The following is a 23,477-nucleotide window of genomic DNA, read 5'->3' as shown; positions in this document are numbered from 1 at the left end:
TCAATTCAGCCTGCACCGGCTACCGTTCGAAAGATTTCGAAGTCGAGCGCTTCATTGAGCGCGCCGCAGGACGGGCCGATGCCTCGCCCGCTCATTAAGCCGCAAGCCGCTTCTCAGCGATCCGGGCGAGAAGGCTCGCCCCGATAGGCAGGATCTCGTCGTCGAGGATGAAGCCGGGATTGTGGAGCGGCACCGTGCCGCCATGGCCGACCCAGCAATAGGAGCCGGGAACGGCCTTCAGCATGTCGGCGAAGTCCTCGCTGCCCATGGTCGGGCGCGGCTCGGTGATGACGTGGTCGGTGCCGACGATCTCGGCGGCCGCCTCGCGCAAGGCCTCGGTCGCCGCCTCGTCGTTTTCGAGAACCGTGAAGACGTCGCGAATGTCGACATCGATCTGGCAGTCATAGGATTGGGCGACGCCCGCCGCGATCTCGCGCATCCTGGTCCGCACCAACTCGCCCACATCGTCGTGGAAGAAGCGGATCGTGCCGGCGAGCGAGGCTTCCTCCGGGATCACGTTATAGGCGGAGCCCGAATTCATCTTGGTGATCGACAGAACCGCCGGCTTCAAGGGTTCGACATTGCGGCTGACGATGGTCTGAAGGTTCTGGGCGAGCGCCATGGCGATGACGATGGCGTCCTTGGAATTGTGCGGCATGGCCGCATGGCTCCCTCGCGCCTTGATCGCAATGTCGAAGAAGCTCGCGCCGGCCATCGCCTTGCCCGGAAACACCGCGACCTCGCCGATGTCGAGATCGGGCATGTTGTGAAGCCCATAGATCTCGTCGCAGGGAAAGCGCTCGAAGAGCCCGTCGGCGAGCATCGCCCTTGCGCCGCCAAGGCCCTCCTCCGCCGGCTGGAAGACGAAGACGACCGTACCGGTGAAATCGCGATTGCGGGCAAGATAGCGCGCCGCGCCGAGCAGCATGGTCGTGTGTCCATCATGGCCGCAGCCATGGAACCGGCCGGGATTTGTCGAGCGGTAGGGAAGATTGGTGAGTTCGTCCATGGGCAAGGCGTCCATGTCGGCGCGAAGGCCGATGCGCCGCCCCGCTCCGCCCTCGCCCTTCAGGATGCCGACGACGCCGGTCCCGCCGAGCCCCGTATGAACCTCGTCGAGGCCATAGGATTTCAACGCTTCGGCGACGATCGCGGCGGTGCGCGTCTCCTCGAAGCCGATTTCGGGATGGGCGTGGAGGTCGTGACGGATCGCGGTCAGATCGGCCTTGAAGCTTTCGATTTCGGGGATGATGGTCATGGTTCGTCTCCTCGCGAGCTGCATCGACGGCGGGCCCGCCTTGTCTTGGTGTTCGTCAGCCGGCAGCGTTGGCGACCGAAGCGTCCGGCGTCAGGGCGACGCCGGGCCGCAATTTGGTGAAGGGCAAAGAGGCGGGCGACAGGGGCATCGGCCCCGGTGCCGTCGCCGTCAGGATGGTCTCGGCAATCGGCGCGAAATCGGCGCGGAAATGGACAGAGCTTTTGACGACCAGGATCGCCTGAGCTTCGGGCTCCACCCCGACAAAGCGGAACATCTCGCGATCGGCGGCTTGAGCCTTGGCCGAGGCGACGACGACACTCACCCCGCTGATCGACAGGCAGGCGGAAGGTCCGAGCATCATCCGCGCGCCGCCATAAAAGGGGCCGGGCGCGACGAACGCCCCATCGGAGAGCGCCGTCACGTCGAATGTGCCTGAAAAAGGCGCATCGCCCGGAACGCCCGACGTGCCGCCGAGTGACAGCGTCAACCGCGCGCCGAGACCAGCCTCATGAGCGGCTTTCGCAGCCGCCGGGTCGCAAAGGACGCCGATCGCCGCGCGGCTCGCGCCGGCTTCCATGAGAGCGCGAAGCATGCCTGTCGTGTTGGAATCCCCACCGGCGCCAGGATTGTCCTGGGTGTCGGCGATGACGACCGGCCGTTTGGTATCTTTCGCGATCCGCATCGCCTCACGCACCGCCTCCAGCGGCTCGAAAGAGGTGCCGGCGAAGGCGGAGCGCTTCGCCTCCACCTGACTGGCGATCCGTTGCGCCGCGCTTTCGGCCGCTTGCCTTGTCGACGCATAGGCCAGCACCGACGGTCCGCAATCGGGAATATCGGCCGCCGGAAAGCCGCAGAGGAAGGAGACGGAGGCGACGTCGGCGGTCTCGATCCCGGGCAAGCCGCCATAGATCGAGGCGTTGGGCTCCATATCCGTCGACTGCCAGGCGATCGGGATGAGGAAGGGGATCTGGCGGAAGGCCTTTTCGTGCCGCTCGCCCTTGAGGAGGCGTGCGAGATGAACCGCAGTCCTTCGCCCCGTCTCGGCCATATCCACATGGGGATAGGTGCGATAGGCGATCAGCGCGTCGGCCGTCTCGACCATTTGCGGCGTGACATTGCCATGAAGATCGAGGCTCGCGACGAGCGGAATGTCGGGGCCGAGAACCGCCCTCACCCGCGACAGCAGCTCGCCCTCCCCGTCGTCGAGATGCTCGGTCACCATCGCCCCATGGAGATCGAGATAGACGGCATCGACGGGGAGTGCCGCCTTGATCCCCGCAACGATCGTCTCCGCGATTGTCTCGAAGGCTTCTTCGGTTACATGGGCCGAGGGGCTAGCGGCCGTCCAGAGGGTGGGCACGAGCGACCAGCCGCACCGCTCGGCTTCCGCCATGAAGCCGCAAAGGCCCATATTGACGCCGCGAAGCGCTTCGAAGACTGCGGCCCCTTCAACCATGGTCGGCCAGCCACCGCCATGTTCGAAAGCGGCAAGCCCCGCCTTGCTCGGCGCGAAGGTATTGGTCTCGTGCATGAAACCGCCGACGGCGATGCGCGGCGGACGGACATCCTCGCGATCCGTCACAGGGTGGCTCCGTCGACGGGCCCGCCGCTTGGCGTCGGAAGCGGGCGGAAGTTCGGGAAATCCCAGTGACGACCGGGCGCAGCCTCGATCAGTTCGCGCGTATAGGCCTCGCGTGGATGGCCGAGGACTTCGGCTGTCGGCCCATATTCGACGATGCGCCCGTGCTGCATGACGACGACATCGTCGCAGATCTGGGCCGCCACGCGCAGATCATGGGTGATAAAGAGCAGCGCGACACCGAGCCTTGCCTGGATGTCGTCGAGAAGGTCGAGCACCTGGGCCTGGACCGAGACGTCGAGCGCCGACACCGCTTCGTCGGCGACGAGAACATCCGGCTCCATGGCGAGCGCGCGGGCGATCGCGATGCGCTGGCGCTGGCCGCCGGAAAATTGATGCGGATGCCGGTCGATGGCGTCGGCCGGCAGCCCGACCAGTTCGAGAAGCTCCTTGGCCCGCGTGCGCGCCGCATCCGGCGAGGCGCCATAATTGATCGGCCCCTCGGTGATGCTGTCCCCCACGGTCAGGCGCGGATTGAGCGAGCGATTGGGGTCCTGAAAGATCATCTGAATGCGCTTGCGAGCCGGCCGCAAGGCCCGGCGCGAAAGCCCCGCGATCTCCTGATTGCGCAGGCGGATGCTGCCCTCGGTCGGATCGATCAGCCGCATGACGCAGCGCGCGACCGTGGATTTGCCCGAGCCGCTCTCGCCGACGACGCCGAGCGTGCGCCCCCGCGTCAGGGTCAGATTGACGTCCTTCGCCGCGACCGTTCCCGCGCGCTTTCTGAACAGCGACGAAGCGCCGTAGGTCATGCCGAGTTCGGTGGTGGACAGCACGACTTCGTTCGAGATCCGGGCCCTTGCCTCGCGCGGATGCAATGCCGGAACGGCGGTGAGGAGATTGCGCGTGTAATCGCGCTTGGGGTCCTTGAGAATGTCCCCGATCGGCCCGTCCTCGACGATATTACCATGGCGCATGACATAGACGCGGTCCGCGATATCCGCGACGACGCCCATGTCATGGGTGATGAAGAGGACCGAGGTACCGAGCCGCTTCTGAATGTCGGCGACGAGCTTCAGGATTTCCTTCTGGGTCGTCACGTCGAGGGCGGTCGTCGGCTCGTCGGCAATCAGAAGCTTCGGCTCGAGGACGAGCGCCATGGCGATCATCACGCGCTGGCGCTGGCCGCCCGACAATTGGTGCGGATAGGAGCGGCACATGCGCTCGACATCCGGCAGGCGAACGAGGGAGAGAATGTCGCGAATGCGACTGCGCCGCTCTGCGCCGCTCATTTGCGAATGGGCGCTCAAGACCTCTTCCAACTGCCGTTCAATGGTCAGCACCGGATTGAGCGCGGTCATCGGCTCCTGGAAGATCATCGACATGCGCGTGGCCCGCAACTGGCGAAGCCGGGACGGGGAAGCCGAGACGACATCCTCGCCTTCGACGAGAATCCGCCCGGAACTGACCGCGAGCGCGCCCTTGGGCAAGAGCCCCATCGTGGCCAGCGACGTCACCGATTTGCCGGAGCCGCTTTCGCCGACGAGACAGACCGTCTCGCCGGGCGCGACCCGAAGCGACACGCCGTTGAGGATAGGGGCCGGCCTGCGTCCTCCCGTCTCGACGACGAGATTCTCGACCACGAGGACATCGCCCTTCCGATCGTTCGTCTCCTGTCCTGTCATCAGGCCTTCCTCTTCTTTCCGAGCTTCGGGTCCATGACATCGCGGGCGGTGTCGCCGAGAATGTTGATCGAGAGGATGCAGAGAGAGAGGAAGAGGCCCGGCCAGAAGATGAGGCCCGGCTTCAATTGGAAATAGAGCCGCCCCTCCGACATGATGTTGCCCCAGGACGGGGTCTCGGTGCCGATGCCCGCGCCGAGGAAGGAAAGGATCGCCTCGGTCAGGATCGCCGAGGCGCAGACATACGTCGCCTGAACGATGAGCGGGGCGATGGTGTTCGGCGTCAGATGCCGCCACATGATCTTCGGCAGGCTGGAGCCGACGGCGATCGCGGCCTCCACATAAGGCTCCTCGCGGGCCGACAGGACGACCGAGCGCACCAGGCGCACGACGCGGGGAATTTCGGGGATCGTGATCGCGACGAGCACGGTCCAGAGGCTCGATCCGACGAGCGCGACGATGGCGATCGCAAGCAGGATCGCCGGTATCGCCATTAGCCCGTCCATGACGCGCATCAGCACGGCGTCGAGCACGCGGAAGAAGCCGGACAACAGGCCGAGCGGCAGACCGACCAGAACTGCCACGAAAGCGGCGCCGAGCCCGACGATCAGCGAGGTTTGCGCGCCATAGAGGGTTCGCGACAAGACGTCCCGGCCATAACCATCGGTGCCGAAGGGATGGGCGAAGCTCGCCGCGCCGAGACGGGCCATCGGGTCCATCTTGATCGGATCATAGGGCGCGATCAGCGGCGCGAAAACGGCAGCGAGAACGATAAGGCCGAGAATGATGGCGGCAAGCGTCGGGGCAAATTTGAGGGAAGCCAGATCGATCCTCGGCAAGAGGTTGCGGCGGACTACCGGCTTTGCCCCCGGTCCCGTAGCCGCTGTGGTCGTTTCGTCAGCCATCAGTAGCGGATCCTCGGGTCCATGAACGCGTAGGAGATGTCGATCAGGAGGTTGATGACGACATAGATGCCGCTGGTCAGGAGAATGAGCGCCTGGATCACCGGATAGTCGCGGGCAAGAATCGCATCGACGGTGAGGCGGCCGAGGCCGGGCAGGTTGAAGACGCTTTCGGTGACGACGACGCCCGAGATCATCAGCGCGAAGCCAGTGCCGACCACGGTCAGGATCGGCACGGCGGCATTGCGCAGCGCGTGGCGGAATAAGACGATACGCTCGGACAATCCCTTGGCGCGGGCGGTACGGATATAGTCCTCGCCGAGAACATCGAGCATGGCCGCGCGGGTCATGCGGGCGATCAGCGCAATATAGATCGTCGCGAGCGTCAGGGCCGGCAGGACGATCCTCTCGAAGAAGGGCCAGAAGCCGTCAAAGATGCTCCGGAAGCCCTGGATCGGGAAGACGCGCATGTCGATCGCGAAAATCTGGATCAGGATATAGCCGGTCACGAAAACCGGAATGGAGAAGCCGAGAACCGAAATCGCCATGATCGCGCTGTCCGTCAGCGTCCCATGCCGCCACGCCGCTACCACGCCCATCGGAATCGACAGAAGAAGCGTGAAGAGCATGGTGACGATCGCAAGGCTGAGCGTCGGCTCGAGGCGCTGGTGGATCAGCGTCAGCACCGGCGTCTTGGAGATCAGCGAACGGCCAAAATCACCGGATAGAAGCTGACCGCTCCAGGTAATGAATTGGGTGACGAGCGGCTCGTTGAGGCCGAGATTTTGGCGGATCTGTTCGAGCTGGGCGGGCGTTGCCATATCGCCGGCAATGATCGCGGCCGGGTCGCCCGGCGTCAGCCGCAACAGGAGGAAGACGAAGAGCGCGACGACGATCATCACCGGGATCGAGGCGAGGATGCGTCGGATGATGTAAGCAAGCATTATCAGGGCCCCGCTCAAATGCTTAGGGGGCACCCTTGTCAGGCACCCTTGTCGATGTCCCCGCCGCAGGGCGGCGAGGACATGCGCGTTTCGGCTCGAGGCAGGCCTATTCGGCCTTCTTCACGTTCCAGAACACCGGGACGGGCATTTTGACCATATCCGTCAGCTTTGTGCTGATGGCGGACGGAATCTTGTATTCGCCGACGGGGATGTAGTTCACGACCTCATAGGCGTGTTTCTGGATCTCGGCCGCGATCCTCTTCTGCTCGGCCTCGTCCGTCGCCTGGGCGAACTCGGTGCGCAACTCGTCGAGCTTGGGATCGTCCGGCCAGCCGAACCAGGCAGCCTCCTTGCCGCCGCCGTTCAGCATCGGGTTGTTGATCGGGCTCCACACCTCCGGGATGATCCAGTTGGTGAAGAACATGTTCCAGCCGCCTTCCGAGACCGGGGCCTGGCTGGCGCGGCGGGTGACGAGGGTCTGCCAGTCCATCGGCTGCATATCGACGGTGAAGCCGGCCTCGCGGAGCTGTTGCGCGGCGACAACGGGCTGGGCCGTCAGCGCGGCGACGTCGGTCGGCTGCATTAGAAGGATGGGCGTTCCGTCATAGCCGGCCTCGTCGAGCAGAGCCTTGGCCTTTTCCGGTTGCGGGCCGTCCATGATCATCTCGTCGCCCGCATCGGTAGCGAAGGGCGTGCCGCAGCCATACATCGAGCCGCATTCGTCCATATATTCCGGGTTGCCGACAAGCGCCGCAAGGATCGGCTGCTGGCCCAGGGCGAGCATCGCCGCCTGGCGAATTTTCACATTGTCGAAAGGCGGGTTCAACCAGTTCAGCCGCCCCATCGTCTGATAGCCGAGCGGGCTCACCACTTCGACAGTGAGCTCGGGATTCGACTGGAGGATCGGAAGAAGATCGAAGGGCACCTGTTCGAGATAGTCGATCTCGCCGCCATTGACCGCGTTCACGGCCGTCTGCACGTCGGGCATCGTGACCCAGGTGACCTTGTCGACATTCACGACCTTCCCGCCCGAGGTCCAGCTCGGCGGCTCGTCGCGTGGGACGTAGTCTTCGTTCTTCTCATAGACCGCCTTCACGCCCGGCTCGTATTCAGCCTCGACGAATTTGAAGGGGCCCGAGCCCGTATAGTCCGTGATCGTCTCGCCCGCCGGGGTGTTGGCGACGCGTTCCGGCATGATGAAGGTCGGCAGCCCTGAAGGCTTGGCCATCAGTTCGAGCACGTAGTTGAACGGCTCCTTGAGCTTCAGCACAGCGGTCTTGTCGTCGGTCGCCTCGAGGCTGTCGACCGACTTGAACATCATCTGGGCGCCGCCGTCCTTCTGGCCCCAGCGCTTCAACGAGGCGACCACGTCCTTCGCCGTCACCGGCGCGCCGTCATGCCATTTCAGCCCGTCGCGCAGGGTGAAGGTGTAGGTCAGGCCGTCGTCGGACACCTCCCATGACGCCATTTGCGGCTGCGGCTTCAGATTCTCGTCCATGCCGAGCAGCGTGTCGTAGATCATGTAGCCGTGATTGCGGGTGATATGCGCCGTGGTGATCACCGGATCGAGGACGCGAATTCCCGAATGCATGACAGCGCGAATCTCCTGCGCGTCAACTGGAGCCGCGGACAGCCCCGCAAATGCGACGCAGGATGCCAACATGGCCGCCCGGAAAAGCCGGGACGGCTTAAAGGCGGAAGCTGTGGGAAGATACGACATGCAAGGCTTCTCCAGGTGAGATGGCCAAAGCGGCCAGTGGGCGGAAGCGGGGACAATTAGCGCAATGCGATAATCGTTTGCGGATTGAGATATCCTAAAAACATGTCTACGATAACGTCAACCGCCTTCTCCGACCAATTTTTGTGCAATGCGGAATGGATGTGAAACCAGCGCGGCGAACAGACAGCCATTTCGTCGCTTCGCTCGAAAAGGCGATGCGCGTTCTGGAAGCTTTCGGACCTGAACAGGCCCGGCTGGGCCTGACGGAATTATCGATCGAGACCGGCCTCGACCGCTCCAGCGTGCAGCGGCTGACGACGACGCTGCATCAGCTGGGCTATCTGGACAAGGACGCGACGACCAAGCGCTTCAGCCCCTCGATCCGCATGACCGAGCTCGCTAACCGCTATCTCTGGTCCGACGACTTGGTGAAGAGCGCGATGCCGCGCCTCATCGATTTGCGTCAGGCGCTGGGCGAGACGATCAACTTCTCCCGCCTTGATGGTACCGACATCGTCTATACGGCGCGCCTCCCGAGCTCTCGCACCAGCTATGCCGCGATGATCATCGGACGCCGCGTGCCAGCGCTCAACACGTCGAGCGGGCGCGTCATGCTGGCCTTGCGCGAGCCCGGCGAGCGCCAGCGCGCCATCGAAGAATGGCCGATGCAACGCTTCACTTCGCAAACGACCATGGACCGCGAGGCGGTGAAACGACTTGTCGAGGAGGCGGCCGAGACCGGTTACTCGATCGCGGAGAACGAATTGCAGATGAACGAACTCGCGCTGGCTGTCGCCGTCAATCGCAATGGCGAGCCCGGCGGCGCCATTCACTGTTCGGTCAGCGGCACGGTCTGGACCCGCGAAAGGCTGCGGGAGGACGTCATGCCGCGCCTGCGCGATGTGGCGAACGCAATCGGATGAAGCAGAGGACGACCATGAACAACTTCTCCCAATCTCAGATCGTCCGAAAGCCGGCCGTTTCCTCGCAAGGCGGGATCGTCGCCTCGCAACATCGCATCGCCTCGGAGATCGGCGTTGAGGTGCTCGCCGCCGGCGGCGATGCGATCGACGCGGCCGTCGCTGTCAGTTTCTCGATCGGTGTTCTCGAACCCTGGATGAGCGGCCCGGCCGGGGGCGGCGCGATGATGGTCTGGCGGGCCGACGAGGAGCGCCCCTATGCCCTTTCATATGGAATGCGCGCCCCGAAGGGCCTCGACATCCGCGACTTTCCCCTCTCCGGCGAAGGGATCGCCGGCGATCTCTTTCCCTGGAAGCGCGTGGTGGACGACCGCAATCTGGAAGGGGCGAGCGCTGTAGCCGTCCCCGGCGTCGTGGCGGGGATCGGGACAGCCCATGGGCGCTGGGGCCGGATGCCCTGGCGCGATCTCGTCGCGCCTTCGGCCGATCTGGCGCGCAAGGGGCTGAGCGTCGACTGGTATGCCGGCCTGATCATTGCATCGGCAGCGCGCGCCCTCGCAAAGGATCCCGACGCCGCAGCGCTCTTTCTCGAAGACGGTACCTGGCCGCCGGTCGGCGCCTGGACCGCCCTCACCGATCTGCGCCTGCCAAACGCTCGTATGGCCGATACGCTGGCGACGATCGCCGCCAATGGGCCTGGCGAAATGCAGGATGGCGACGTCGCGCGGGCACTTGCCAAGGACGTGACGGAGAAAGGCGGCTCGCTGCGCTATGAGGATTTGCGGGATTATCGCGCCGAACTCGGTGATCCGCTTTCGATCGAGGCCTTTGGCGGGCGCTGCCATATGACGCCGAGGCTGACGGCGGGACCGACCCTCGCCGACAGTTTCGCGCGGCTGGAGGCGCTTGGGTCGAAACCAAGCGAGGGCGAGCGTCTATCGGCGATGGCCACGGCGCTGTCCGGCGCCTATGAACACAGGCTTGCGACCATGGGCGATCACGAAAGCCCGGCAGCGCCGGGTTCGACAACGCATTTTTCCATCGTCGACCGGCAGGGCAACATGGTCGCGATGACACAGACGCTTCTGTCGATCTTCGGCTCTAAAGTGGTCTCGCCCTCGACCGGGCTTCTCCTCAACAACGGCATCATGTGGTTCGACCCCGAACAGGGCCGGCCGAATTCTCTCAGCCCCGGAAAGAGCTGCCTGATGAATGTCTGCCCGGCGATCGGCGAGAAGGACGGGACCCGCTTTGCCATCGGCGCTTCGGGTGGCCGCAAGATCCTTCCGGCCGTCGCCCAGCTCGCTTTTCGCATGCTGGCGCTCGATAACGACCTCGACACGGCCTTCCATGCGCCGCGCATCGACGTCTCCGGCGGAAAGACAGTGATCGCCGACGAGGCGCTGGGACCGGATATCCTGGCCGAACTCGGAAAGGATCATACGGTCAAAGCCGTGCCCCGACTCCCCTTCCCCTACGCGTTCGCTTGCCCGGCCGGGGTCATGCGGCGCGCAGACATCAATTTCGGCGCTGCCGAACCGACCTCACCATGGGGAGACGCGGTGGCGGAGAGGTCCGTGGAGCGGTTCGTTTAGTCCTGCTGCGTCAGTTCGGAAGTCATGTTCGGGCCTGCAGAGTTCGAAGGTGAGACCGATTCCTCCGACGCTTCGTCATCCTCGCTCTCGCAAGAGAGCGGGGCCCCATGCCATCACCGTCAGAACGGCATTCCGCCTAAGGATATCACGAAGCGGACCGCAATCGTCTGTGGATGTAAGCCGCGTTCGAGGCATGGGTCCTAAGCCCTGGTGGGCCGAGGATGACGACCGGTCTCAATGGCTGCGACCAAACCTCTTATGCATTCACGTGACCCAGCAAGCCCAAAGATGGCCCGCCGGCCGCCTACGGGCTCGACCGACCGATGGCGATCAAGTCGATAGTGGCCGGGTCAGGCGCACCGACCCCGCTTACCAGGGCAGAAGATCGCTGATCTTGGAGCCAAGCGAGGAGGAATTGCCTCTCAGACGGCGCGCCTTCACCTCCTCGTCGACGCCCGGATCCCCGATCGGAGCCGACTCGGCCGGCTTGCGATAGGTCGTCGGCGGCTCGGACAGGAAGCGACGGTTCTGGGGCGAGCCTTGATAGCGCTGAGTGATCCGCTCGCGGATCAGTTCGCCGCGGCTGCGCAGCTCGGTGGGCGACAAAGGCTCCTCAATGTCGCGCTCTCGGCGGCGCATAAAGGACGATCCGTCGCCGCGCGTGCGATCGAGATAGCCGTCGGGGACGTTTGCCTTACGGCTCGTCGCCACGTCGGCCGGGATCGGCCCATCACCCTGATAGGCCTCGGCCTGGATCCGCGCCGAGCGCTGCTCGGGCGATTCGACGCCGGAGGAATCGGCGCGCGCCGCCTGGGGCGCCGGCAAAACCTTTGTGTTCTCGGGGGTCACCAATTCGGAGCGCGGCGAATAGGAGACCGGCTGCGCGTCGGATGATCCGCCTAGAGAGACCATATTGTTGAGATCGTCGAAGAGCGTCTCGCCCTGGCTCTTGCCGGTGCCATAGGTCGGCCCCATGCAGCCGGAGAGGCTGGCAGCGCCCAGAAGGAACGCCATCGCCGCTCCCATGCGAATGGTGGTCGAGATCATCTCGCGAAAAGCCCCCTCGGCCTGGTCCCCGGGCCGGACGTATCGCCGATCATCGGCCCCGTCCGGTCATTTCGTATCGATGCAGCGCGGCGGCCATCCCGCCAATTCTGGCCACTGCTGCAGATCCTTGACGCCGGCCACCCCTCGTCGAACCCGGCTCCAATCTCGCCTGACAGAGAAATCAGGCGAGATTGGGAGAAGGCTTAAGGCTTTCGAAGCCTGTTGCAAAGAAGCCGCTTGCGGCCACTGGGCAACAAATCGGTAACTTTGTTAACGCTCAAGATCAGGAGACGCTTTCGAGCCGACCGAGCGCCTTCAGCTCACGCAAGGCGGCCGCATCGCGCTTGGAGACTTCTGGATAGTCCGGATCGGACCCGACATCGCCGGTGATCTTCCAGGAGCGGGCGCATTTGGCCCCATGCGCCTTGTCGAAGACGACCGCGACACCGGCCACGTCCGGCAGCCGGAAGGCATCGGCCGGCCCTTCGCCCGCCTCGATACGAACGCCAGACGTGATGGCGATCTCGGCAAAGTCTCGCTCGCGCACCAGCGCTTCGACGCTCTCGTCGGCGAGATAGATCGTCGGCCAGGCTTCCAGCGAGGAGCCGATCACCTTCTCCCGGCGCTTTTCTTCCAGGGCTCCCATCACGACCCGGCGAACCCGGCGCAGCGCCTGCCAGCGCTCGGCGAGTTTGGTGTCCTTCCAGGCCGGGTCCACGTCGCGGAACTGTTCCAGATGGACAGATTCCGCCTGGGGATAGCGCGACAGCCAGGCCTCTTCCATGGTGAAGGGCAGCATGGGAGCGAACCAGGTCACCAGATGATCGAAGATCGTGCGCACCACCTGCAGCGCCGCCTTGCGCCGCATCGAAGACGGCGCGTCGCAATAAAGCGCGTCCTTGCGGATGTCGAAATAGAAGGCCGAAAGCTCCACCACGACGAAATCGAGCAGCGCCCGCGAGATGCGCTTGAAGTCGAAGGCGTCGTAGCCCTTGCGGACCAGCTCATCGAGCTCGGCGATCCGGTTCAGCATCAGCCGTTCGAGTTCCGGCATCTCGGCAAAGGGAACGCTCTCCCCCTCGTCATGGGCGAGCGTGCCGAGCATCCAGCGGATCGTGTTGCGCAGCTTGCGATAGCTGTCGACATTGGTCTGCAGGATCGTCTTGCCGAGCCTCAGATCCTCCGAATAATCGGACGAGACGACCCAGAGACGAAGGATATCGGCGCCCGATTCCTTGATGACATCCTGAGGCGTCACCGTGTTGCCGAGGGACTTCGACATCTTGCGCCCTTCCTCGTCCATGACGAAACCATGGGTGAGGACGGCGTCATACGGCGCCCGACCGCGCGTGCCGCAGGATTCCAGAAGCGAGGAATGGAACCAGCCGCGATGCTGGTCAGAGCCTTCGAGATAGAGATCGGCCGGCCATTTCAGGTCGGGCCGCTTTTCCAGGCAGAAGGCATGGGTCGAGCCGGAATCGAACCAGACGTCGAGAATGTCCCGGACCATGGTCCATTTCGACGCATCGTGCCCGTTGCCGAGGAAGCGCTCCTTGGCCCCGTCGGCGAACCAGGCGTCGGCGCCCTCCTCGCGGAAGGCTTCCAGGATGCGATCATTGACCGCCTCGTCCTTCAAGACCTCGCCATCCTCGTCGACAAAGACGCAGATCGGCACGCCCCAGGCGCGCTGACGCGAGAGGACCCAATCCGGCCGGTCGGCGATCATCCCGCGCAGGCGGTTCTGGCCGGAGGCGGGCACGAAGCGCGTCTCGTCGATGGCCTTCAAGGCGCGGTTGCGCAGCGTGTCCGAGTTTTCTTCGCTCACGCTGTCGCCGCTTGCGCGGCTTCGCTCCGCGGGGGCGGCCTGACCGGCCGACGCCCGTTCGGGCTCGCGGCCTTCGGCCGGGTGCGGCGAGCCGCCTTCCATCCCGTATCCGCCAAGGTCCTTGTCCATATGGACGAACCATTGCGGCGTATTGCGGAAGATGACCGGCTTCTTGGAGCGCCAGGAATGGGGATAGGAATGCTTCAGCCGGCCTCGGGCGACGAGATTGTCACGAGCGATCAGCGCCTCGATGACGCGCTTGTTGGCATCGCCCTTCTTGCCCTTGTCGTCGATGACGCGCGCAGGCCCGCCCTCGGCATCCGGCCCGAAGCCCGGCGCGTCCTTGGTGTAGAAGCCGTCATCGTCGACGGTGAAGGGGATCGCCGTCTCGATGCCACGCTTTTCCAGATCGCGGCGCATGTCCATCCAGGCGTCGAAATCCTCGCGGCCATGGCCGGGCGCGGTGTGGACGAAACCGGTACCGGCATCGTCGGTGACGTGGTCGCCGGCGATGAGCGGGACGGCGAATTCGTAGCCGCCGCCAAGGCCCTTGAGCGGATGGTCGCAGACAAGGCCTTCCAGATCGGAGACCGAGACATCGGAAATGCGGGTCGCCTGAAGCTTCGCCTTTTCGAAGACACTCGCGGCAAGCGCGTCCGCCAGGATATATTTCGCGCCGGCCTGGGGACCAAAGTCGTTCTCGGCCGCCGTCACTTCATAAAGGCCATAGGCGATGCGCGGCGAATAGGCGATCGCCCGGTTGCCGGGGATCGTCCAGGGCGTCGTGGTCCAGATGACGACAGAGGCATTGCTGAGCGGCGACATTTCAGCGCCGTCGCGCACTGCGAAGCGAACCGGAAACGCCGCCCAGATCGTATCGGACTCATGGTCGTGATATTCGACCTCTGCTTCCGCCAGCGCCGTGCGCTCGACCACCGACCACATCACCGGCTTGGATCCGCGATAGAGCTGCCCGCTCATGGCGAATTTCAGAAGCTCGCCGGCGATGACGGCTTCCGCGTCATAGGCCATGGTGAGATAGGGCTTCTCGAAATCGCCCTCGACGCCAAGGCGGCGGAACTCGTCCGTCTGGACCTTCACCCAATGCTCGGCGAAGTCGCGGCATTCCTGACGGAATTCGTTGACCGGGATCTCGTCCTTGTTCTTCCCCTTGGCGCGATACTGCTCCTCGATCTTCCACTCGATCGGCAGGCCGTGGCAGTCCCAGCCGGGCACGTAATTGGCGTCATAGCCGCGCATCTGAAAGGAGCGGGTGATGACGTCCTTCAGGATCTTGTTGAGCGCATGGCCGATATGGAGATTGCCATTGGCATAAGGCGGGCCGTCGTGAAGGACGTATTTCGGCCGGCCCGCGCTCTCTTGGCGCAAGCGCTTATAGAGCCCGGTCTTGTCCCAGGTCTCGATCCATTGGGGCTCGGCCTTGGGCAGGCCGGCGCGCATCGGAAAATCCGTCTCGGGCAGAAACAGGGTCTTGGAATAGTCGACGCTACCCGTTTCAGGCGTCTTGGTCTCGCTCATCGTCAATCAACCGTCGGATGGGCCGCAGCGGGCGCTTCTCGCCCGAACTCGGCGGCTTTTAAATGAAAAAGCACGACGAGGCCGCCTGGCCGGGTCGCGCGGCGCGGTCAAGCCCGGTCCCTCCCCGCTCAAGCCCTCAAGGCGAGCGGACGGAAGGCCGGGCGGCTAATTCGTATGGTCGTTGCGCCAAGGCGCCGAAGCTTGCTCATGGGGCCGGCCTTTATCAAGTCACGGCGCTAATGGGAAGAACGCGGCGTCAAGGGGCATGCTCGACCAGTGACGACCAACCACATCGACCGGAACCGGCCAACACCGGCAGACTTGTCCAGGCATCATCCGTTGGACGAAGGGACGAAACGTCATGGCCGACCTCATGCGCTTTCTTCTACGCCATTCGATCGTCGGCTTCAGCGCCGCCGCCCTTTTCGTCGCGGGCCTCTGCCTTCTCGACCTGAACGGCTTCGGCGGGTTGCTGTCCCGCTCCGACCTTGCCCCGGCAATATATCTTTTGCCCGTCGCGGCCCTCGGGCTGACATTCTCGTCGGCGCAGATGGGCATCGTCCTGATGCTGGGCTGGGACACGCCGGACGAGCGTCGACCACCGCAGCGCAGGACCTGATCAGAATTTAGCCTCAGCCTTCGAAGGCAACCGCCCGATCGAGCGCGGAAAGCGGTTTTGCGGCCGATAGAACCGCCCTCGCTTCTTCCGCGTCGCGATCCATCTGGGCGATCAAGGCCTCGACACTGTCGAATTTCTCCTCGCCCCGAAGACGCGAGACAATCGAAACATCGACCATCTCACCATAGAGGTCGCCGGAAAAGTCGAAGAGGAAGGTCTCGAAGAGAGCCGCCCCGTCGTCGAAGGTCGGGCGACGGCCATAGCTTGCAACGCCGTCATAGAAACTGCCATCGGCCCGCCGAAAACGCACCGCATAAATGCCATGGGCCAGCAGATCGTCGGCAAGGACGAGATTGGCGGTCGGATAGTTCAAGGTCCGGCCGACTTTGCGGCCATGGACGATTTCGCCGGCAATGGTGAACCGGTAGCCGAAGAGCCCGGCTGCCTCCTCGACCTTCCCCTCCCGCAAAGCGGCTCGGATCCGGCTCGACGATATGACGGTGCCGGCTTCGTCGTGAAAGGCTGGGACGAGCGTCGCGCCGAAGCCATAGGCGAGGCCCGCTTCGGCAAGCGTTACCGGCGTTCCGCCGCGCTTGGCGCCATAATGAAAGTCGAAGCCGGCCACCACATGGGCGGCGCGCAGCGAATCGACGATGATGGTCCGCACGAAGGCGTCAGGCTCCTGCCCGGCGAATTCACGGGTGAAAGGCTGCTCCAAGACGCCGTCGAAGCCGAGATGCTGCAAGAGCCGCGCCTTCATCGGGGCCGGCGTCAGGCGGGCGACGGGCTTGTCGGGCGCAAAGACCGTTCGCGGATGGGGCTCGAAGGTCAGGCACAGAAGCGGCAGGCCTTCCGCATTGGCGATTTCCTCGGCCTTGCCGAGCACCGCCTGATGGCCGCGATGCACCCCGTCGAAATTGCCGATGGCGACAACGCCGCCGACAAGCTCGTCGGGAAGATCCGAAAGCTGGCCGATACGCAGGAAATTCGAAGCCGTCATGGAGCGCGCCGTAGTCTCAACGCAGAGTCGGGATGAAGGCGCGCGCCGAGACGCCGTTGGCGGCCAGCAGTTCGGCGACGCGGGCGGGCGTCGGATCGGCCATGCCAAGCTCGTCGCCATGGATGCCCTCGGTGACGAAAAGCGCGTCGATCCCGAAGGCACCGGCGCCCTTGATATCGGTCATCATGCCGTCGCCGATCGCCAGGATCGGACCTATGCCTTCGCCAAGGCTCTCGGCGGCCAATTCATAGATCGGCCGATGCGGCTTCCCGGCGAGATCCACATGACCGCCGATCGCAGCATATTCGCGGGCGAGCGCTCCGGCGCAATAGATGAGGTCCTCGCCCCGATGAACGACGATATCGGGATTGGCGCAGATCATGGTGAGATCGCGCTCACGGATCGCGCGAAGACTGTCGCGATAGTCGTCAGGACTTTCGACCGTGTCGTCGAAAAGACCTGTGACGATCACGGCGCGCGCCTCGTCGGAACCGGTCAGCTTGATGTCGAGATCGGCGAAGAGATCGAGGTCGCGCTCGGGACCGATATGATAGAACGGCCCTTCACTGCGCGCGATCAAGGCACGGGTCGCATCGCCCGAGGTGACCACGCCGTCATAGGCCTCGCGATCGAAGCCGAGCGCATCGAGCTGTGTGATCACGCCGCTGCTCGGCCGTGGCGAATTGGTGAGAAGCACCACCTTGCCGCCCTGCTTGCGAAAGGCCGAAAGGGCCGTCTCGGCAGCCGGGTGCTTCGCGACGCCGTTGTGGACGACGCCCCAGACATCGCAGAAGACAGCTCCGTAGGAGCCGACGAATTCGTCGAGCCTCTCGATTTTTCGGCAGGTGCCGCGCGTCTCGTCCGCTCCGGTGTCGCTTTCGCGCATTGGCCGCTTCCCTTGCTTGGCGCCGAGGGTCTGCTCCGTCGACGATTCGTCTTTAAAGCAGACGGTCGCGTCACGTCCGGCCCACTCGCTGGTCTTCTTGCGATTAGGGGCAGCCGACCGCCATGGTCAAGCGTGGGCCGCGCGGGCAAAGCTGAAACCGCCGATCGAATGCTGTCCGCTTTGCCCTTCGGTGGGGCATCTCCGGCCATGTTGGCTTCGGGGAGGAGGCTGGTCATGAGCTGAAAAGGATGGGCTTTTCGGCGGCGGGGCGATGACTCGATACCGCTGCATTCAACCCGATCAAGGGCTTACCGAAAGCCCATTGCAAAGCCCCCTTCGCGTCGCCACGTGAAGGGAAGAGGGCACGAAATTTTTCGCTCTCGACTTCTTGACGGCCCGTCTCCCCATCTCCTATCTCAGCGCTCGTTAGCACTCACCGAAGATGAGTGCTAAAAGCTGTTCCGCCGGGTGCCGAGATCGGACCCGGCCAAACCGTCAACAAGGGTTCAACGAATATGGCAGCTGTGAACTTCCGTCCCCTGCATGACCGCGTGGTTGTTCGCCGGGTGGAATCCGAGGAGAAGACCGCTGGCGGCATCATCATCCCGGACACCGCGAAGGAAAAGCCGCAGGAAGGCGAGATCATCGCCGTCGGTTCCGGTGCTCGCGACGAGGCCGGCAAGGTCGTCCCTCTGGATGTCAAGGCTGGCGATCGCGTGCTCTTCGGCAAGTGGTCCGGCACTGAGGTCAAGCTCAATGGCGAAGACCTTCTGATCATGAAGGAATCCGACATCATGGGCGTCGTGGCCTAACGCCACCCCGATCGTCGAATTCGCATTCCAGCACAGACGAAAACTCTAGACGGCGCAGGCCTCGAAAGGCGCGCTTGGGAGAATTCAACATGGCAGCAAAAGACGTAAAGTTCGGCCGCGACGCGCGTGAGCGCATGCTGCGCGGCGTCGACATCCTCGCCGACGCGGTGAAGGTGACCCTCGGCCCGAAGGGTCGTAACGTCGTCATCGACAAGTCCTTCGGCGCTCCGCGCATCACCAAGGACGGTGTCTCGGTCGCCAAAGAGATCGAGCTCGAGGACAAGTTCGAGAACATGGGCGCCCAGATGGTGCGCGAAGTGGCCTCGAAAACCAACGACAAGGCCGGTGACGGCACGACCACGGCAACCGTTCTCGCCCAGTCGATCGTCAAGGAAGGCGCCAAGGCCGTTGCCGCCGGCATGAACCCGATGGACGTCAAGCGCGGCATCGACAAGGCCGTCGCCAAGGTCGTCGACGCGCTCGGCACCGCCGCTCGCTCCATCGACACCTCCGACGAAGTCGCTCAGGTCGGCACCATCTCGGCCAATGGCGAGAAGGAAATCGGCGAGATGATCGCCGGCGCCATGCAGAAGGTCGGCAACGAGGGTGTCATCACCGTCGAGGAAGCCAAGACCGCCGAGACCGAGCTCGAAGTCGTCGAAGGCATGCAGTTCGACCGCGGCTACCTGTCGCCTTACTTCGTGACCAACGCCGAGAAGATGGTCGCCGAGCTCGAGGACGCCTACATCCTTCTCCACGAGAAGAAGCTCTCCAACCTGCAGGCGATGCTGCCGGTTCTCGAATCGGTCGTCCAGTCGTCCAAGCCGCTGGTGATCATCGCCGAGGACGTCGAGGGCGAGGCTCTTGCCACGCTCGTCGTCAACAAGCTGCGTGGCGGCCTGAAGATCGCGGCCGTCAAGGCTCCGGGCTTCGGCGATCGCCGCAAGGCCATGCTCGAGGACATCGCGATCCTCACCGGCGGCACGGTCATCTCCGAGGACGTCGGCATCAAGCTCGAGAACGTCACCCTCGACATGCTCGGCCGCGCCAAGAAGGTCTCCATCACCAAGGAGAACACCACCATCGTCGATGGTGCCGGTGAAGGCGAGCAGATCAAGGCCCGCGTCGGTCAGATCAAGGCGCAGATCGAGGAGACCACCTCGGACTACGACCGCGAGAAGCTCCAGGAGCGCTTGGCCAAGCTCGCCGGCGGTGTTGCCGTCATCCGCGTCGGCGGTGCGACCGAGGTCGAGGTGAAGGAGAAGAAGGACCGCGTCGACGACGCCCTCAACGCGACCCGCGCGGCCGTTGAAGAAGGCATCGTGGCCGGTGGTGGCGTCGCGCTGCTGCGCGCTTCCAACGCTGTTGACCTGAAGGGCGACAACGCCGATCAGGACGCCGGTATCGCCATCGTCCGCCGTGCGCTTCAGGCTCCGATCCGTCAGATCGTACAGAACGCCGGTGCGGAAGGCTCGATCGTCGTCGGCAAGATCCTCGAGAACGAGTCCCTCTCCTACGGCTACAACGCCGCGACGGGCGAGTATGGCGACATGATCCAGATGGGCATCGTCGATCCAGTGAAGGTCGTCCGTTCGGCTCTCCAGGACGCGGCTTCGGTCGCCGGCCTGCTCGTTACCACCGAGGCGATGATCTCCGAGGCTCCGAAGAAGGAGTCGGCCGGTGCCGGTGGCATGCCGGGCGGCATGGGTGGAATGGGCGGCATGGGTGGCATGGACTTCTAAGTCCGTCTCCCGCTTCCCCAAAGAAGCACATCGATCGGGGCGGTCCTTCGGGGCCGCCCTTTTTTGTGCGCGGGAGATCGTGTTGTGACGTCCAGCGCTTCGAAGGGTAAAACGCATCGATCACCCTTCGCCCAGAGGCCGGCCAGGAAGGGCTCCCCCCCGCGCACTCTCAAACGGCGGAAAAACGCGATAATCGCGTTGCCGATGGCCCGAAGGTCGAACGAAATTTCCTATAAAGTCAGACCGTCTTCAGGCTGACTTGCGCCGTTTCGTCCCTTGGAGGCCGTTATGGCTGAATTCCTTCTCTTTCTCCTCGTCGGTGGTCTGGCCCAGCTCGTCGACGGAGCTCTCGGCATGGCCTATGGCGTCGTCTCCTCGACGGTCCTTCTGTCCTTCGGCGTCCCGCCTGCAACGGCCTCTGCCTCGGTTCATACGGCCGAACTCTTCACCACGGCCGCCTCGGGCACCGCCCATGCGATTCACCGCAATATCGACTGGAAGCTGTTCTGGCGGCTCGTTCCCTTCGGTGTGCTGGGCGGGGTCGCCGGCACCTATGTGCTGACCAGCTTTTCCGGCTCGGTCATGCGCCCCTATGTGGCCGCCTATCTCTCGCTGATCGGGATCTATCTCATCACCCGCTCTTTTCGGAAAATCCCGAGCCGGCCGGTCCCGGCTCCGGTCGTTCCCCCGCTGGGCCTCGCCGGCGGCTTTCTCGACTCGGTCGGCGGCGGCGGATGGGGGCCGGTCGTCACCACCGGCCTTCTCGGAGCCGGCGGTGCGCCACGTTACGTCATCGGAACGGTCAACACGGCCGAATTCGTCGTCACGCTTTCGGTGTCACTGACTTTCCTCGTCGCGCTCCTCAGCGGCCATTGGGATGAAGCCGGCGATCTGGCATCCCACGGCATCGCCATTCTCGGCCTCGTGGTCGGCGGCGTCGCGGCTGCGCCCTTTGCGGGCTATATCGTCAAGCGCCTACCCGAGCGGGTTCTTCTGCGGCTCGTCGGCGGGCTGATCACCGGTCTCGGTCTCGTCCAGGTGTTCCAGCTTCTGGCGTGACCGAACGCACCGCGCGTCCGGCCGCCCTCATCTCATTGGGCGGCCAGACCGATGACGGATGATCCCAAGTCTCGCGAGCCGGCGCTTCGATTCTGTAATGAATGGCGAAACCGGGAAACTGATCTGTTGCCGAGAGCAACTGATTCGCCGTAGGAGTCGCGCGTGCGTCAGACGGATGGGTAGAAAGGAGAGCGACAGATGCGGTCCTTACGCGTCGTTCTGCCTTTGATGCTCGTTGCGCTGCAGGCTATCGCGATCGTCGTCATCTTCGGCCTCACCACATTCGCCTCCGAGGATGTCCTCCTCTCCTATGGCGATCGGCTGACGCAGAAATTCGCGCAGGATACGACGGCTTTCACCGAGAGCTTTCTGGACCCGGCCGACGATGCGGCCGCCCTGTCCCAGCGGCTGGCGGAAAGCGCGGTCGTGACGGCGACCGATCCCGATCGCCTGATCCGCTATTTCTATGAAATCCTTCGCTCCAAGAGCGATTTTTCCGGCATTTATTACGGCGCCAGCGACGGATCCTTCATCTTCGTCAACCGCGATCACAGCGTCGACGGCGCCACCTATCGATCGAAGCGCATCGTCACCCAGCCGACCCGCAGGGTCGAGCTGACATATTACAACGCCTTGTTCGAGCCGATCGTGAAACGCGACGACCCGGCCGACAGCTTCGATCCAAGACAACGCATCTGGTACGAGGACGCCGTCAAGGCGGGCACCGTCGTCTGGACGAAGCCCTATGTTTTTTTCTCCGCCAGACGGCCCGGCATCACGGTCGCGACCCCGGTGACCGATCCATCCAGCGCTAAGCTCGCCGGTGTCGTCGGGATCGATATCGAGATCGACGCGGTATCCCATTTTCTGGACAGCCTGGAAATCGGCGAGAATGGCTCGGCCGCCGTCATCTCGGAGGATGGCGACATCATCGCCCATCGCGATGCGTCCGTGATCGTCGAGGGCACGGCTGACGAAGAGCCGCGCTTTGCGCGCTTCGACGAGATCGGCGATCCGACCCTCGTCGCCGTCTTCGAAAGCCTGCCGAGCGGCATCGAAAGCCTTGCACCCGGCGAGGCCCGTTTGGCCCGGGTGGAGGTCGACGGCAGCTGGTGGCGCGGCGCGGTGCAGCGATTGCGAGGCTCACGCACTCCCTGGGCGGTGGTCACCTATCTGCCAGAGGACGAAATCCTCGCGCCCTTGAAGCGCGTGCGCGATCTCGGCCTCGGCGTCTCCCTGCTCGTCCTGGTCCTAACGGCGATTGCCGGAGCGCTCTTTGCCCGCGCCGTCACCAGACCCATCAAGGCGCTCGCCGCCCAGGCCGATCGGATCGCCGATGGCCGCTTCGAGGATGTTGCGATTCCCTCGATGTATTTCACCGAGCTGGAACGGACCAAACGCGCCGTCCGGCGCGCGACCCGCTGGCTGCGCGAATTCATGGCGCGCAATGAAGCGCTCACCTCAGAATTGCGGCAGGCCGGGGAAGCCCTCGAAAGACGGGTGGACGAACGCACGAGCGAACTCGCCAAGGTCAATGCGGAACTCGCCGAGGCAAATGAAGCCTCGCGGCTTCTGGCCCAGGAACTCGACCACCGGGTCAAGAATCTATTCGCGATGACCAGCGCCTTGGTGACGCTTTCGGCGCGCGAAGCGGGCTCGGCGCGGGAATTGAAACGCATCGCCTGCGACCGCATCGCCGCCCTGTCGCGGGCTCATTCGACCTCCAAGAACCCGACCACCGCCCCATTGCGCGATATCGTCGAAGCGATCGTGCGTCCCTTCGCCGATCTCGATTCGGTCGAGGTCACGCTCGACGGGCCGGCTCTTGTCCTCGACCGCGGCGAGGCGGGATCGCTCAGCCTCATCCTTTACGAACTGGCGACCAATGCGGCGAAATACGGCGCCCTGGCGAAAGACGGTGGGCGCTTGGCGGTCGATTGGTCGAAGAGCGATGACGGCGTCGTCCATCTCGTTTGGACGGAAACCATGCGCAACGGCGCGAAGGCTTACGAACGGTCGCCGAATACGGGCGAGGATGACGAGCCAGCTTCACACGAGGCCGAACACGCTGCGGCCTCCTCCGGTTTCGGCTCCCAACTCATCGATGCGATGACGACAAGCCTGGGGGCTAGCCTCGACAAGCACGACCTTGCCGAGGGAGGCATTCGCATACTCCTCTCATTCCCCTCGAAAGAGGCCGATCGCACCGAGCAAGACGGTGAGGCTTCCCCATAGAGCGCCGGGCGCGGTCCGTCACCGGCATTGGCCTCGACGATGATCAATGGGTCAGAGAAAACGCGTATGAAAATTCCATGAATGACATTCCTTGGTCGGGAACGAATCGCCAC

General features: G+C 64.0%; 17 protein-coding genes. 7 read left to right on the top strand and 10 right to left on the bottom strand.

Translation table 11 applies throughout. The features are described 5' to 3' along the window. Positions 1-94 precede the first annotated feature (94 nt). The 6 genes from B9A15_RS00555 to B9A15_RS00530 all read right to left on the bottom strand — a co-directional run bounded on the left by B9A15_RS00555 (position 95) and on the right by B9A15_RS00530 (position 8,028). Positions 95-1,258 (bottom strand): M20 aminoacylase family protein, encoded by a 1,164-nt coding sequence (locus tag B9A15_RS00555; RefSeq protein ID WP_084407910.1) that lies wholly within the window; start codon positions 1,256-1,258, stop codon positions 95-97. Between the two features lie 55 nt (positions 1,259-1,313). Then, positions 1,314-2,840, bottom strand: coding sequence for a M81 family metallopeptidase (locus tag B9A15_RS00550; RefSeq protein WP_280173769.1), 1,527 nt, complete (start codon positions 2,838-2,840; stop codon positions 1,314-1,316). Further along, a complete protein-coding gene (locus B9A15_RS00545) occupies positions 2,837-4,522 on the bottom strand; it encodes an ABC transporter ATP-binding protein (protein ID WP_084407908.1) in 1,686 nt (561 codons plus the stop codon). Before B9A15_RS00545 ends, B9A15_RS00550 begins: the two co-directional genes overlap by 4 nt. Further along, the gene (locus B9A15_RS00540; RefSeq protein WP_084407906.1) at positions 4,522-5,424 is read right to left on the bottom strand and encodes an ABC transporter permease; all 903 of its coding nucleotides are present in this window, start codon (positions 5,422-5,424) and stop codon (positions 4,522-4,524) included. Before B9A15_RS00540 ends, B9A15_RS00545 begins: the two co-directional genes overlap by 1 nt. Next, positions 5,424-6,365 (bottom strand): ABC transporter permease, encoded by a 942-nt coding sequence (locus tag B9A15_RS00535; RefSeq protein ID WP_084407904.1) that lies wholly within the window; start codon positions 6,363-6,365, stop codon positions 5,424-5,426. The genes B9A15_RS00540 and B9A15_RS00535 overlap by 1 nt, the downstream gene beginning before the upstream one ends. Before the next feature lie 106 nt (positions 6,366-6,471). Further along, positions 6,472-8,028: an ABC transporter substrate-binding protein gene (locus B9A15_RS00530; RefSeq protein ID WP_244556758.1), complete on the bottom strand. Its 1,557-nt coding sequence runs from the start codon at positions 8,026-8,028 to the stop codon at positions 6,472-6,474. Positions 8,029-8,246: 218 nt separating this feature from the next. On the opposite strand from B9A15_RS00530, the gene B9A15_RS00525 reads away from it, so the two are divergent. Together B9A15_RS00525 and B9A15_RS00520 are read left to right on the top strand one after the other, a co-directional pair. Continuing rightward, complete coding sequence (locus B9A15_RS00525) at positions 8,247-9,008, top strand: IclR family transcriptional regulator (protein WP_244556744.1); 762 nt, start codon at positions 8,247-8,249, stop codon at positions 9,006-9,008. Positions 9,009-9,022: 14 nt separating this feature from the next. After that, positions 9,023-10,600, top strand: a complete 1,578-nt coding sequence (locus B9A15_RS00520; protein WP_084408384.1) for a gamma-glutamyltransferase — start codon at positions 9,023-9,025, stop codon at positions 10,598-10,600. 369 nt (positions 10,601-10,969) lie between these two features. On the opposite strand, the gene B9A15_RS00515 is transcribed toward B9A15_RS00520, so the two are convergent. Together B9A15_RS00515 and ileS are read right to left on the bottom strand one after the other, a co-directional pair. Continuing rightward, positions 10,970-11,647 carry a hypothetical protein gene (locus B9A15_RS00515; RefSeq protein WP_084407898.1) on the bottom strand — a complete coding sequence of 226 codons (678 nt, stop codon included), beginning with the start codon at positions 11,645-11,647 and terminating at the stop codon, positions 10,970-10,972. A gap of 283 nt (positions 11,648-11,930) precedes the next feature. Then, complete coding sequence (gene ileS, locus B9A15_RS00510; RefSeq protein ID WP_084407896.1) at positions 11,931-15,011, bottom strand: isoleucine--tRNA ligase; 3,081 nt, start codon at positions 15,009-15,011, stop codon at positions 11,931-11,933. Between the two features lie 361 nt (positions 15,012-15,372). On the opposite strand from ileS, the gene B9A15_RS00505 reads away from it, so the two are divergent. After that, a complete protein-coding gene (locus tag B9A15_RS00505; protein WP_084407894.1) occupies positions 15,373-15,630 on the top strand; it encodes a hypothetical protein in 258 nt (85 codons plus the stop codon). 13 nt (positions 15,631-15,643) lie between these two features. Here the strand turns inward: B9A15_RS00505 and B9A15_RS00500 are convergent, their stop codons facing one another. Both B9A15_RS00500 and B9A15_RS00495 read right to left on the bottom strand, forming a co-directional pair. Continuing rightward, positions 15,644-16,630: a bifunctional riboflavin kinase/FAD synthetase gene (locus B9A15_RS00500; RefSeq protein WP_084407892.1), complete on the bottom strand. Its 987-nt coding sequence runs from the start codon at positions 16,628-16,630 to the stop codon at positions 15,644-15,646. 16 nt (positions 16,631-16,646) lie between these two features. After that, complete coding sequence (locus B9A15_RS00495; RefSeq protein WP_084407890.1) at positions 16,647-17,516, bottom strand: TIGR01459 family HAD-type hydrolase; 870 nt, start codon at positions 17,514-17,516, stop codon at positions 16,647-16,649. Between the two features lie 515 nt (positions 17,517-18,031). On the opposite strand from B9A15_RS00495, the gene groES reads away from it, so the two are divergent. From groES to B9A15_RS00475, 4 genes are all read left to right on the top strand, one after another. Further along, complete coding sequence (groES, locus tag B9A15_RS00490; protein ID WP_084407888.1) at positions 18,032-18,328, top strand: co-chaperone GroES; 297 nt, start codon at positions 18,032-18,034, stop codon at positions 18,326-18,328. A gap of 89 nt (positions 18,329-18,417) precedes the next feature. Beyond that, positions 18,418-20,070: a chaperonin GroEL gene (gene groL, locus B9A15_RS00485; protein ID WP_084407886.1), complete on the top strand. Its 1,653-nt coding sequence runs from the start codon at positions 18,418-18,420 to the stop codon at positions 20,068-20,070. A 288-nt stretch (positions 20,071-20,358) separates the two neighbouring features. After that, positions 20,359-21,129 (top strand): sulfite exporter TauE/SafE family protein, encoded by a 771-nt coding sequence (locus B9A15_RS00480; protein WP_084407884.1) that lies wholly within the window; start codon positions 20,359-20,361, stop codon positions 21,127-21,129. Between the two features lie 198 nt (positions 21,130-21,327). Continuing rightward, positions 21,328-23,364 (top strand): sensor histidine kinase, encoded by a 2,037-nt coding sequence (locus tag B9A15_RS00475; protein ID WP_084407882.1) that lies wholly within the window; start codon positions 21,328-21,330, stop codon positions 23,362-23,364. The last annotated feature ends 113 nt before the right edge of the window (positions 23,365-23,477 follow it).

It is taken from the genome of Fulvimarina manganoxydans, assembly GCF_900176465.1.
Taxonomy (GTDB): Bacteria; Pseudomonadota; Alphaproteobacteria; order Rhizobiales; family Rhizobiaceae; genus Fulvimarina; species Fulvimarina manganoxydans.
The sequence above is the reverse complement of the archived record's forward strand: the minus strand, read 5'-3'. Positions and strand labels throughout refer to the sequence as shown.

What these genes read in the sequence shown, in the direction of transcription:
- B9A15_RS00555 (WP_084407910.1), bottom strand. Translation starts at nt 1,258, where the DNA reads ATGACCATCATCCCCGAAATCGAAAGCTTCAAGGCCGATCTGACCGCG.
- B9A15_RS00545 (WP_084407908.1), bottom strand. Translation starts at nt 4,522, where the DNA reads ATGACAGGACAGGAGACGAACGATCGGAAGGGCGATGTCCTCGTGGTC.
- B9A15_RS00540 (WP_084407906.1), bottom strand. Translation starts at nt 5,424, where the DNA reads ATGGCTGACGAAACGACCACAGCGGCTACGGGACCGGGGGCAAAGCCG.
- B9A15_RS00535 (WP_084407904.1), bottom strand. Translation starts at nt 6,365, where the DNA reads ATGCTTGCTTACATCATCCGACGCATCCTCGCCTCGATCCCGGTGATG.
- B9A15_RS00530 (WP_244556758.1), bottom strand. Translation starts at nt 8,028, where the DNA reads ATGTTGGCATCCTGCGTCGCATTTGCGGGGCTGTCCGCGGCTCCAGTT.
- B9A15_RS00520 (WP_084408384.1), top strand. Translation starts at nt 9,023, where the DNA reads ATGAACAACTTCTCCCAATCTCAGATCGTCCGAAAGCCGGCCGTTTCC.
- B9A15_RS00515 (WP_084407898.1), bottom strand. Translation starts at nt 11,647, where the DNA reads ATGATCTCGACCACCATTCGCATGGGAGCGGCGATGGCGTTCCTTCTG.
- ileS (WP_084407896.1), bottom strand. Translation starts at nt 15,011, where the DNA reads ATGAGCGAGACCAAGACGCCTGAAACGGGTAGCGTCGACTATTCCAAG.
- B9A15_RS00505 (WP_084407894.1), top strand. Translation starts at nt 15,373, where the DNA reads ATGGCCGACCTCATGCGCTTTCTTCTACGCCATTCGATCGTCGGCTTC.
- B9A15_RS00500 (WP_084407892.1), bottom strand. Translation starts at nt 16,630, where the DNA reads ATGACGGCTTCGAATTTCCTGCGTATCGGCCAGCTTTCGGATCTTCCC.
- B9A15_RS00495 (WP_084407890.1), bottom strand. Translation starts at nt 17,516, where the DNA reads ATGCGCGAAAGCGACACCGGAGCGGACGAGACGCGCGGCACCTGCCGA.
- groES (WP_084407888.1), top strand. Translation starts at nt 18,032, where the DNA reads ATGGCAGCTGTGAACTTCCGTCCCCTGCATGACCGCGTGGTTGTTCGC.
- groL (WP_084407886.1), top strand. Translation starts at nt 18,418, where the DNA reads ATGGCAGCAAAAGACGTAAAGTTCGGCCGCGACGCGCGTGAGCGCATG.
- B9A15_RS00480 (WP_084407884.1), top strand. Translation starts at nt 20,359, where the DNA reads ATGGCTGAATTCCTTCTCTTTCTCCTCGTCGGTGGTCTGGCCCAGCTC.
- B9A15_RS00475 (WP_084407882.1), top strand. Translation starts at nt 21,328, where the DNA reads ATGCGGTCCTTACGCGTCGTTCTGCCTTTGATGCTCGTTGCGCTGCAG.